The following is a 12,500-nucleotide window of genomic DNA, read 5'->3' as shown; positions in this document are numbered from 1 at the left end:
CTTAGGAGTCAGACTGCGAGTGATAAGATCCGTAGTCAAAAGGGAAACAGCCCAGACCGCCAGCTAAGGTCCCAAAGTGTGTATTAAGTGGAAAAGGATGTGGAGTTGCTTAGACAACTAGGATGTTGGCTTAGAAGCAGCCACCATTTAAAGAGTGCGTAATAGCTCACTAGTCGAGTGACTCTGCGCCGAAAATGTACCGGGGCTAAATACACCACCGAAGCTGCGGATTGATACCAATGGTATCAGTGGTAGGGGAGCGTTCTAAGGACAGTGAAGTCAGACCGTAAGGACTGGTGGAGTGCTTAGAAGTGAGAATGCCGGTATGAGTAGCGAAAGACGGGTGAGAATCCCGTCCACCGAATGCCTAAGGTTTCCTGAGGAAGGCTCGTCCGCTCAGGGTTAGTCAGGACCTAAGCCGAGGCCGACAGGCGTAGGCGATGGACAACAGGTTGATATTCCTGTACCACCTCTTTATCGTTTGAGCAATGGAGGGACGCAGAAGGATAGAAGAAGCGTGCGATTGGTTGTGCACGTCCAAGCAGTTAGGCTGATAAGTAGGCAAATCCGCTTATCGTGAAGGCTGAGCTGTGATGGGGAAGCTCCTTATGGAGCGAAGTCTTTGATTCCCCGCTGCCAAGAAAAGCTTCTAGCGAGATAAAAGGTGCCTGTACCGCAAACCGACACAGGTAGGCGAGGAGAGAATCCTAAGGTGTGCGAGAGAACTCTGGTTAAGGAACTCGGCAAAATGACCCCGTAACTTCGGGAGAAGGGGTGCTTTCTTAACGGAAAGCCGCAGTGAATAGGCCCAAGCGACTGTTTAGCAAAAACACAGCTCTCTGCGAAGCCGTAAGGCGAAGTATAGGGGGTGACACCTGCCCGGTGCTGGAAGGTTAAGGAGAGGGGTTAGCGTAAGCGAAGCTCTGAACTGAAGCCCCAGTAAACGGCGGCCGTAACTATAACGGTCCTAAGGTAGCGAAATTCCTTGTCGGGTAAGTTCCGACCCGCACGAAAGGTGTAACGATTTGGGCACTGTCTCAACCAGAGACTCGGTGAAATTATAGTACCTGTGAAGATGCAGGTTACCCGCGACAGGACGGAAAGACCCCGTGGAGCTTTACTGTAGCCTGATATTGAATTTTGGTACAGTTTGTACAGGATAGGCGGGAGCCATTGAAACCGGAGCGCTAGCTTCGGTGGAGGCGCTGGTGGGATACCGCCCTGACTGTATTGAAATTCTAACCTACGGGTCTTATCGACCCGGGAGACAGTGTCAGGTGGGCAGTTTGACTGGGGCGGTCGCCTCCTAAAGTGTAACGGAGGCGCCCAAAGGTTCCCTCAGAATGGTTGGAAATCATTCGTAGAGTGCAAAGGCATAAGGGAGCTTGACTGCGAGACCTACAAGTCGAGCAGGGACGAAAGTCGGGCTTAGTGATCCGGTGGTTCCGCATGGAAGGGCCATCGCTCAACGGATAAAAGCTACCCCGGGGATAACAGGCTTATCTCCCCCAAGAGTCCACATCGACGGGGAGGTTTGGCACCTCGATGTCGGCTCATCGCATCCTGGGGCTGTAGTCGGTCCCAAGGGTTGGGCTGTTCGCCCATTAAAGCGGTACGCGAGCTGGGTTCAGAACGTCGTGAGACAGTTCGGTCCCTATCCGTCGTGGGCGTAGGAAATTTGAGAGGAGCTGTCCTTAGTACGAGAGGACCGGGATGGACGCACCGCTGGTGTACCAGTTGTTCTGCCAAGGGCATAGCTGGGTAGCTATGTGCGGAAGGGATAAGTGCTGAAAGCATCTAAGCATGAAGCCCCCCTCAAGATGAGATTTCCCATAGCGTAAGCTAGTAAGATCCCTGAAAGATGATCAGGTTGATAGGTTCGAGGTGGAAGCATGGTGACATGTGGAGCTGACGAATACTAATAGATCGAGGACTTAACCATATAATATGTAGCAAATGTTATCTAGTTTTGAAGGAATATGCCTTCATAGTTTGGTGATGATGGCAGAGAGGTCACACCCGTTCCCATACCGAACACGGAAGTTAAGCTCTCTAGCGCCGATGGTAGTTGGGACCTTGTCCCTGTGAGAGTAGGACGTCGCCAAGCAACTTTAAGACGAGTCAGAATGACTCGTCTTTTTTGTGTTTTATAAAATAAGCTCGTGATTAATATAGTATTCTATGAGTACATTCATCTAGCAGGAAACAGCTTTATGGGCACTTTCTCCCAGTAATCGCATATTTGTCTGCGATGCTCTGTATGAACACGAGGTGTACTGTAATCTTCTTTTAGAGCAATTCAGTGAGAATATCGCTACATCTAATGTACTGCATAGTTGAGTGAGAGTGGCAAGATGCGACGTCTCGAATAAGCCAGGCAGATAGTGAGACAATGAAATATCTTTTCCGAACTTATGAGGGATTTTAAGAGATAAATTACGGTACAATCCTTGAGCAAAGAGTTGCAATTGCTCGTATAATAAAACATCCCCCAAAACGCCTCCTTATCAATGATTTTACTAAAAGGATAGCGTTTTTTTCGTTATATAGGAGATGTGTATTCAAATTAACCTGATAGGCATGTGAAAGGATTCCTTGAATCGAATTCGTGTTCCTAAGACAACAGGACCTTGGCATTTTTCGTATTACCAAGATGTACTTTATAGTCATGAACAGACGCGGTAAATGAGTCGATTACAGTTTTTTGTATATTAGTTAGAATCGAATTTAATAATTTTAATACTGGACCAGGCCGAAGGGGCGATTTGCCTGTAACCCACCAATCAGAATTAGATGAAGTTCTTTTTGGCTGTACGTATCGATAAGCTTTCTACTCGTATACCAGTTATTAACCAGCGTATATACTGGCCCATTACTTGTTAGATATTAAAATTCTTTTATATATTAGTTATCAATACATATTTTCTATTGTTGTATAGATTCCTTCTATAATTCATCTCTTAAAAAAGAACTTATAATGAAGTCAATCATTCAAAATATGTTTAAAAGTGGTGAATAAAATGCAAAGAGTTGTTGGGATTATTGGGGGCATGGGGCCTTTGGCGACTGTTGATTTAATGAATAAAATTATTTCTTACACCCCTGCAATGAAAGACCAAGACCATATCCATATCATTGCAGACAACTATTCTCAAATACCTGATCGGACAACGGCTATTTTGGGAAAGGGAATAGATCCGACCCCTTACATTGTACAATCAGCGCAGCGACTGCAAAACGCTGGTGCAGATTTTCTTGTTATTGCGTGTAATACCGCTCATTTTTTCTATAAAGCAGTTAAAAGGTCTGTTAATATTCCAATCTTGCATATGCCTTTAGAAACGGCTCGTTTTGTGCAAGAAAATAATTTTAGAAAAGTAGGTTTGTTGGCTACGGATGGGACGGTTAAGACAGAACTATACCAAAACAGTTGTCAAAATTACAGGATTGATGTCATTGAGCCTGATAAAGAAATGCAAAAAAAAGTGATGGAAGGAATATATGCTATTAAAAGTGGGGATTTAAAAACAGGGTGTTTACATCTTTCGATGGTTGCTGATAAATTGAAAGAGAGCGGGGCTGAGGCTATTATAGCAGGTTGTACAGAGGTTCCTCTTGTATTGAAATCATCCAAAAATATTTGTGTCATTGATCCAACAGAAATTGTGGCAAAAGTGGTTATTAAAATAGCTAATAAAACAGAGAAAGAACTAATAAAAGTGTAATTTAGAAGTTAAGAATGTGGCAGAAGTGTTGCATTCTTATTTTATTGATGTTTGATGCATATGATTTCACGTGTACATGTTATGGTTAATTATAATAGGGAGCTAAAGTAAGGAGTGTTTAGACATGAATATCGAAAATATTGAAGCTTTTATATATGTTTGTCAACTTGGTAGTTTCAATAAAGCTGCCGAAGCTCTTTATTTAACCCAACCCTCTGTAACAGCACGTATCCAATCACTTGAACGTGAAATTAATATAAAGCTTTTTCATCGAAATGGTAATAAGATTTCTTTAACTGAAAAAGGAGAGTATTTTTTCCCGCATGCACAAAAAATTTTGCAATCTTACCAGGAAGCTAAGTATGGTTTGCAACAAGTAACAATTCCATATGACTTGGTAATTGGGAGTGCTTTATCAATATCTAATAATATCCTCCCTGAAATTTTACCTGGTTTTAAATCTGAATTTAAGGATGTTAGAATAAAAATTGTAACTGGTCATTCACAAGACATCCTACAGAAGGTTATTAATAAAGAAGTTGACTTTGGCATCGTACGAACAGAAACACATCCTCAAGTAGAATCAATTCGTCTTTATAATGACCCTATCGGCCTTTTTGTACCTCGAAATCATATATTTTTAAAAGAAGAAAAAGTAACCATAGAACATGTAAGTAAACAACCTCTTATCTTCTTTGATTATGGATCAATGGATTGGCTCATGATTCATCGGCTATTTTCAAGTAATGATGTAAGCCCGAATATATCTTTAGAAGTAGATAATATGGAAACAGCGAAAAATTTAGTGATACAAGGGATGGGCATTAGCTTCTTACCTGAACATTGTGTCAAACAAGAATTAGAAAATGGAGAATTGATCCGAGTGGAAATGACGCCTCCAGTGAAAATTAATATTAGTATTGATTTTATCTATTTAAAAGGCAGACCAAAATCTGTTTTTATTGACTTTTTAAAAGAGAAGATGTGTAAATAAAACAAACTGATTGGTATATCAATCAGTTTGTTTTTGTTATGGAGTTGATAGGTAGAGGATGTTTTATGTGTATTGGTTTCTTATTATTATGTATTCTTAGGTTCTTAGATAGAAAAAATTAATTTATGATTTTGTATATATGTCAAAACGGAAGATATATAAATTAATTAAAATATGTAGTAGTACTAGAAACAATGTTTGTTAGTAACTTAATTCCCTCTTCTAGCTATAAAATGTGAATATAGATATAGGATAAACATTCTTAAATGCTATGAGAAGTGATACAACGCGAGAAGAGAACAAGTGTTCCGTGCGGGTACGTTAAGTACACTCAATCGATTGAGGTACGTATTTTTAATCCGGTATATGTGTTTAAAAAAGCAATACTATTACTCGGTTTAGATTTCGGAGTATAACTTATTTGTACATCTTAAGTGTTTGTTGAGAGGGTATAGTGGCTATTATCAGAGGTTTATTAACACTCAGTAATACCGAATGGATGATACTAAAGGTGAAAGAGATATAAGTTCTATATTTCGATTTGAATATCGGTTTAATAGTATGTGGTTTATAGGAATCTATAGAGAGATTCCTGCTGCTAGCATTGCCACTATAAAGAGAGGATGAATTTTATCGTAAACATAGAAATATCATCGATGCTTAAATATCTTTAACCTTTTCACAAGCTTAAGGCTATAACTCCAGTTCAAGCTATTACAGGAAGAATAATGAAAAAAGAGAAATCAGACGCAGTTTTATAATTTACTTTCATTAATAAGGACACAAGAACAGTAGGATTAGCTCTAGAGGAGTCAGGATATATTGCTAAGCATTGAAATAATCCAATTGTTAATGCTAGACGGGGATTGTCTCTATTCTTTTTACTTCTGCAAAGATTATAAGAATTGTTCCAGCTACAAGTTTAATCATGATAGTATATGTCTGAAATAAGTATGTTTTATTAACATCATGTAGTAGTAAATGAGTGTTGGTGGCCTGAATAATAATTACTTATAATAAAGCCAATGCGTGATACAGGCGTATTTAGTAGATGTATTAGTGTGTTTCTATATATTTACGAGTAAACAGATAAACAACTATTACTTCATATGGGGAGAACTCTATAACTAGAGTAGTACATGAGTTTATTATGGATTTTTGTATCGTTGTCTGTTATAAGAATATGTATATCTTCAATTGCTTTTAATAGAGTGCGTGATAAACAAAGAGGTACTACGGAGTGTAGTAACTTTTTAATTACATACTAGTAGTTATTAAAATAAAGTTGTTAGTTTCGCTGGGGACAACGTCCGTATAAATTAAATCTAGGGTTAAGCTAACTTGAATATATTTTGGAAGTAGAAACTAAGAAGGAGTAGAAGAGAGTTTTCTGGTAATGTAATCTTTATAGGTTCTTATCTAGATTAGAGAGTGTAAAAATATTAACTTAAATATCTTTATAAAAAGGTATTGACGATTGTACTTTAGAGGTGTAATATAGAACAAGTCGCCGATGCAATAACGCAAAGCGCGATAAACGAAATGAAAAACTTAGTTGACATTAACTAACGAAGATGTTAACATAAGGAAGTCGCAAATGAGCGACCAAGTAGTTCTTTGAAAACTGAACGAAACAAACAACGTGAAACGTCAATTTTTATTTTTAGATGCTAGACAAACTAACTTTATTGGAGAGTTTGATCCTGGCTCAGGATGAACGCTGGCGGCGTGCCTAATACATGCAAGTCGAGCGAATGGATTAAGAGCTTGCTCTTATGAAGTTAGCGGCGGACGGGTGAGTAACACGTGGGTAACCTGCCCATAAGACTGGGATAACTCCGGGAAACCGGGGCTAATACCGGATAATATTTTGAACTGCATGGTTCGAAATTGAAAGGCGGCTTCGGCTGTCACTTATGGATGGACCCGCGTCGCATTAGCTAGTTGGTGAGGTAACGGCTCACCAAGGCAACGATGCGTAGCCGACCTGAGAGGGTGATCGGCCACACTGGGACTGAGACACGGCCCAGACTCCTACGGGAGGCAGCAGTAGGGAATCTTCCGCAATGGACGAAAGTCTGACGGAGCAACGCCGCGTGAGTGATGAAGGCTTTCGGGTCGTAAAACTCTGTTGTTAGGGAAGAACAAGTGCTAGTTGAATAAGCTGGCACCTTGACGGTACCTAACCAGAAAGCCACGGCTAACTACGTGCCAGCAGCCGCGGTAATACGTAGGTGGCAAGCGTTATCCGGAATTATTGGGCGTAAAGCGCGCGCAGGTGGTTTCTTAAGTCTGATGTAAAAGCCCACGGCTCAACCGTGGAGGGTCATTGGAAACTGGGAGACTTGAGTGCAGAAGAGGAAAGTGGAATTCCATGTGTAGCGGTGAAATGCGTAGAGATATGGAGGAACACCAGTGGCGAAGGCGACTTTCTGGTCTGTAACTGACACTGAGGCGCGAAAGCGTGGGGAGCAAACAGGATTAGATACCCTGGTAGTCCACGCCGTAAACGATGAGTGCTAAGTGTTAGAGGGTTTCCGCCCTTTAGTGCTGAAGTTAACGCATTAAGCACTCCGCCTGGGGAGTACGGCCGCAAGGCTGAAACTCAAAGGAATTGACGGGGGCCCGCACAAGCGGTGGAGCATGTGGTTTAATTCGAAGCAACGCGAAGAACCTTACCAGGTCTTGACATCCTCTGAAAACCCTAGAGATAGGGCTTCTCCTTCGGGAGCAGAGTGACAGGTGGTGCATGGTTGTCGTCAGCTCGTGTCGTGAGATGTTGGGTTAAGTCCCGCAACGAGCGCAACCCTTGATCTTAGTTGCCATCATTAAGTTGGGCACTCTAAGGTGACTGCCGGTGACAAACCGGAGGAAGGTGGGGATGACGTCAAATCATCATGCCCCTTATGACCTGGGCTACACACGTGCTACAATGGACGGTACAAAGAGCTGCAAGACCGCGAGGTGGAGCTAATCTCATAAAACCGTTCTCAGTTCGGATTGTAGGCTGCAACTCGCCTACATGAAGCTGGAATCGCTAGTAATCGCGGATCAGCATGCCGCGGTGAATACGTTCCCGGGCCTTGTACACACCGCCCGTCACACCACGAGAGTTTGTAACACCCGAAGTCGGTGGGGTAACCTTTTTGGAGCCAGCCGCCTAAGGTGGGACAGATGATTGGGGTGAAGTCGTAACAAGGTAGCCGTATCGGAAGGTGCGGCTGGATCACCTCCTTTCTATGGAGAATTGATGAACGCTGTTCATCAATATAAGTTTCCGTGTTTCGTTTTGTTCAGTTTTGAGAGAACTATCTCTCATATATAAATGTATGTTCTTTGAAAACTAGATAACAGTGTAGCTCATATTTTTTAATTTTTAGTTTGGTTAAGTTAGAAAGGGCGCACGGTGGATGCCTTGACACTAGGAGTCGATGAAGGACGGGACTAACGCCGATATGCTTCGGGGAGCTGTAAGTAAGCTTTGATCCGAAGATTTCCGAATGGGGAAACCCACCATACGTAATGGTATGGTATCCTTATCTGAATACATAGGGTAAGGAAGACAGACCCAGGGAACTGAAACATCTAAGTACCTGGAGGAAGAGAAAGCAAATGCGATTTCCTGAGTAGCGGCGAGCGAAACGGAACATAGCCCAAACCAAGAGGCTTGCCTCTTGGGGTTGTAGGACATTCTATACGGAGTTACAAAGGAACGAGGTAGACGAAGCGACCTGGAAAGGTCCGTCGTAGAGGGTAACAACCCCGTAGTCGAAACTTCGTTCTCTCTTGAATGTATCCTGAGTACGGCGGAACACGTGAAATTCCGTCGGAATCTGGGAGGACCATCTCCCAAGGCTAAATACTCCCTAGTGATCGATAGTGAACCAGTACCGTGAGGGAAAGGTGAAAAGCACCCCGGAAGGGGAGTGAAAGAGATCCTGAAACCGTGTGCCTACAAATAGTCAGAGCCCGTTAATGGGTGATGGCGTGCCTTTTGTAGAATGAACCGGCGAGTTACGATCCCGTGCGAGGTTAAGCTGAAGAGGCGGAGCCGCAGCGAAAGCGAGTCTGAATAGGGCGTTTAGTACGTGGTCGTAGACCCGAAACCAGGTGATCTACCCATGTCCAGGGTGAAGTTCAGGTAACACTGAATGGAGGCCCGAACCCACGCACGTTGAAAAGTGCGGGGATGAGGTGTGGGTAGCGGAGAAATTCCAATCGAACCTGGAGATAGCTGGTTCTCCCCGAAATAGCTTTAGGGCTAGCCTTAAGTGTAAGAGTCTTGGAGGTAGAGCACTGATTGGACTAGGGGTCCTCATCGGATTACCGAATTCAGTCAAACTCCGAATGCCAATGACTTATCCTTAGGAGTCAGACTGCGAGTGATAAGATCCGTAGTCAAAAGGGAAACAGCCCAGACCGCCAGCTAAGGTCCCAAAGTGTGTATTAAGTGGAAAAGGATGTGGAGTTGCTTAGACAACTAGGATGTTGGCTTAGAAGCAGCCACCATTTAAAGAGTGCGTAATAGCTCACTAGTCGAGTGACTCTGCGCCGAAAATGTACCGGGGCTAAATACACCACCGAAGCTGCGGATTGATACCAATGGTATCAGTGGTAGGGGAGCGTTCTAAGGACAGTGAAGTCAGACCGTAAGGACTGGTGGAGTGCTTAGAAGTGAGAATGCCGGTATGAGTAGCGAAAGACGGGTGAGAATCCCGTCCACCGAATGCCTAAGGTTTCCTGAGGAAGGCTCGTCCGCTCAGGGTTAGTCAGGACCTAAGCCGAGGCCGACAGGCGTAGGCGATGGACAACAGGTTGATATTCCTGTACCACCTCTTTATCGTTTGAGCAATGGAGGGACGCAGAAGGATAGAAGAAGCGTGCGATTGGTTGTGCACGTCCAAGCAGTTAGGCTGATAAGTAGGCAAATCCGCTTATCGTGAAGGCTGAGCTGTGATGGGGAAGCTCCTTATGGAGCGAAGTCTTTGATTCCCCGCTGCCAAGAAAAGCTTCTAGCGAGATAAAAGGTGCCTGTACCGCAAACCGACACAGGTAGGCGAGGAGAGAATCCTAAGGTGTGCGAGAGAACTCTGGTTAAGGAACTCGGCAAAATGACCCCGTAACTTCGGGAGAAGGGGTGCTTTCTTAACGGAAAGCCGCAGTGAATAGGCCCAAGCGACTGTTTAGCAAAAACACAGCTCTCTGCGAAGCCGTAAGGCGAAGTATAGGGGGTGACACCTGCCCGGTGCTGGAAGGTTAAGGAGAGGGGTTAGCGTAAGCGAAGCTCTGAACTGAAGCCCCAGTAAACGGCGGCCGTAACTATAACGGTCCTAAGGTAGCGAAATTCCTTGTCGGGTAAGTTCCGACCCGCACGAAAGGTGTAACGATTTGGGCACTGTCTCAACCAGAGACTCGGTGAAATTATAGTACCTGTGAAGATGCAGGTTACCCGCGACAGGACGGAAAGACCCCGTGGAGCTTTACTGTAGCCTGATATTGAATTTTGGTACAGTTTGTACAGGATAGGCGGGAGCCATTGAAACCGGAGCGCTAGCTTCGGTGGAGGCGCTGGTGGGATACCGCCCTGACTGTATTGAAATTCTAACCTACGGGTCTTATCGACCCGGGAGACAGTGTCAGGTGGGCAGTTTGACTGGGGCGGTCGCCTCCTAAAGTGTAACGGAGGCGCCCAAAGGTTCCCTCAGAATGGTTGGAAATCATTCGTAGAGTGCAAAGGCATAAGGGAGCTTGACTGCGAGACCTACAAGTCGAGCAGGGACGAAAGTCGGGCTTAGTGATCCGGTGGTTCCGCATGGAAGGGCCATCGCTCAACGGATAAAAGCTACCCCGGGGATAACAGGCTTATCTCCCCCAAGAGTCCACATCGACGGGGAGGTTTGGCACCTCGATGTCGGCTCATCGCATCCTGGGGCTGTAGTCGGTCCCAAGGGTTGGGCTGTTCGCCCATTAAAGCGGTACGCGAGCTGGGTTCAGAACGTCGTGAGACAGTTCGGTCCCTATCCGTCGTGGGCGTAGGAAATTTGAGAGGAGCTGTCCTTAGTACGAGAGGACCGGGATGGACGCACCGCTGGTGTACCAGTTGTTCTGCCAAGGGCATAGCTGGGTAGCTATGTGCGGAAGGGATAAGTGCTGAAAGCATCTAAGCATGAAGCCCCCCTCAAGATGAGATTTCCCATAGCGTAAGCTAGTAAGATCCCTGAAAGATGATCAGGTTGATAGGTTCGAGGTGGAAGCATGGTGACATGTGGAGCTGACGAATACTAATAGATCGAGGACTTAACCATATAATATGTAGCAAATGTTATCTAGTTTTGAAGGAATATGCCTTCATAGTTTGGTGATGATGGCAGAGAGGTCACACCCGTTCCCATACCGAACACGGAAGTTAAGCTCTCTAGCGCCGATGGTAGTTGGGACCTTGTCCCTGTGAGAGTAGGACGTCGCCAAGCAAAAACCTAAGTCGATTCGACTTAGGTTTTTTTGTGTTTATTTTTATTTGCTAAATGTCATAACCCATAGATTTAGTAATCTTAAAGAGGGGAAAGGATGGAATAGAGACTGTTTACAATAAATTTGAAGCGATAATGCGGTAAAAGGTTATAAAGTAATACGTTTAAATGTTGGTTGAAGGTAAGAATTACCTTTTTGTGTTAATTTATTTGTAGAATGACTAAAAAAATTTTACTTTTTATATGAAAACGTTATGTGAAAAATAGCTATTCAGCTGTTTTTCACATAACGTTTTTTCATTTTCAAAGGATTTCATGCAAGAAAAAATCTATAATTAAGATAGTTAATATATATTTTTTGATGGGTGTGGGGGATTATGAAAGAAATATGCATGTTATTAATGGCTGTTATATTATGGGGGACAGCCATTGCACCAACAAAGTGGGCACTAGAATCTATTCAGCCATTTACTTTGTTGTTCATTCGCCTTTTGTTCGCTGGTGGAATCTGTTTACTATTCTCATTTAAGCAATTAAAAAGATCGGTTGTACATAAACAAGTGCCATGGAAAAGAATGAGTTTACTATCTTTTACTGGTGTAGCTGGTTACTTTATGTTCACATCCTACGGTATTTCTTTAACAAGTGGATTGCATGTTAGTATTATTGATGCTGCTTTACCTTTAGTTACAATTCTTTTTTCAGCGTTCTTTTTGAAAGAAACAATTCAGCTTAATTATTGGATTGGTATTGTACTTGGGGTTGCTGGAGTACTTCTTATTACAATCCCATCTAGTAAAGTCGATCAAGAAGTATCTTTAATAGGAGATATCCTTATTTTATTAAGTACTTTCTTATTTGCTTTCTATACAGTGTTGCTGAAAAGGCCAAAACAAGAACAGTATCTATCAAACAAGGTTTTTACAACATTAACTTTAATTATTGGAGCTGTTATTCTATTACCATTTGCAATGGTAGAAACTTTTTATTACGGTTTTCCAACAGTTGAAACATGGAAGGGTGGACTAAGTGTAATATACCTTGTTATTGGGGCAACAATTTTAGCGTATTGGTTTTGGAATAGAGCATTAGAGACAGTCTCGGCATCAGTAAGTGGATTATACTTAAATGCCTTACCGTTAATAAGTATTGTTGCTTCAATTGTTCTATTAAATGAATCTTTAACGTGGAGAATAGTAATAGGAGGTAGTTTAGTTTTATTTGGAGTGATATGGGCGGATAAACGTAAATTAATTGATTTATTTATGTCAGGCGATCGAAATGTTAAAGAGAATGAAGAATGTTAAAGTT

General features: G+C 43.0%; 4 protein-coding genes and 5 rRNA genes (1 of these 9 only partly in view). 8 read left to right on the top strand and 1 reads right to left on the bottom strand.

Going from position 1 to position 12,500, the window contains the following annotated elements:
- From EUC40_RS24310 to EUC40_RS24295, 4 genes are all read left to right on the top strand, one after another.
- Window positions 1-1,942: ribosomal RNA gene (locus EUC40_RS24310) — 23S ribosomal RNA — on the top strand; it begins 980 nt to the left of the window's first position.
- Window positions 1,943-1,991: 49 nt separating this feature from the next.
- A 5S ribosomal RNA gene (rrf, locus tag EUC40_RS24305) occupies window positions 1,992-2,107 on the top strand.
- 913 nt (window positions 2,108-3,020) lie between these two features.
- Window positions 3,021-3,725: a cysteate racemase gene (cuyB, locus tag EUC40_RS24300; protein ID WP_156576802.1), complete on the top strand. Its 705-nt coding sequence runs from the start codon at window positions 3,021-3,023 to the stop codon at window positions 3,723-3,725.
- Between the two features lie 124 nt (window positions 3,726-3,849).
- On the top strand, window positions 3,850-4,719 hold the full coding sequence (locus EUC40_RS24295; RefSeq protein ID WP_046646123.1) for a LysR family transcriptional regulator: 870 nt from the start codon (window positions 3,850-3,852) through the stop codon (window positions 4,717-4,719).
- 706 nt (window positions 4,720-5,425) lie between these two features.
- Here EUC40_RS24295 and EUC40_RS27470 read toward each other — a convergent pair.
- Window positions 5,426-5,542 carry a hypothetical protein gene (locus EUC40_RS27470; RefSeq protein WP_278248812.1) on the bottom strand — a complete coding sequence of 39 codons (117 nt, stop codon included), beginning with the start codon at window positions 5,540-5,542 and terminating at the stop codon, window positions 5,426-5,428.
- An 862-nt stretch (window positions 5,543-6,404) separates the two neighbouring features.
- On the opposite strand from EUC40_RS27470, the gene EUC40_RS24285 reads away from it, so the two are divergent.
- The 4 genes from EUC40_RS24285 (at window position 6,405) to EUC40_RS24270 (ending at window position 12,496) form a co-directional block, all read left to right on the top strand.
- Window positions 6,405-7,956: ribosomal RNA gene (locus EUC40_RS24285) — 16S ribosomal RNA — on the top strand.
- A 146-nt stretch (window positions 7,957-8,102) separates the two neighbouring features.
- A 23S ribosomal RNA gene (locus tag EUC40_RS24280) occupies window positions 8,103-11,024 on the top strand.
- A 49-nt stretch (window positions 11,025-11,073) separates the two neighbouring features.
- Window positions 11,074-11,189: ribosomal RNA gene (rrf, locus tag EUC40_RS24275) — 5S ribosomal RNA — on the top strand.
- The 16S, 23S and 5S rRNA genes sit together here, the layout of an rRNA operon.
- Window positions 11,190-11,566: 377 nt before the next feature.
- The gene (locus tag EUC40_RS24270) at window positions 11,567-12,496 is read left to right on the top strand and encodes a DMT family transporter (RefSeq protein WP_156576801.1); all 930 of its coding nucleotides are present in this window, start codon (window positions 11,567-11,569) and stop codon (window positions 12,494-12,496) included.
- The last annotated feature ends 4 nt before the right edge of the window (window positions 12,497-12,500 follow it).

The sequence above is a fragment of the Bacillus luti genome (assembly GCF_009739945.1).
In the GTDB taxonomy this organism is placed as follows: domain Bacteria; phylum Bacillota; class Bacilli; order Bacillales; family Bacillaceae_G; genus Bacillus_A; species Bacillus_A luti.
This window is presented reverse-complemented; position numbering and strand designations above follow the sequence as displayed.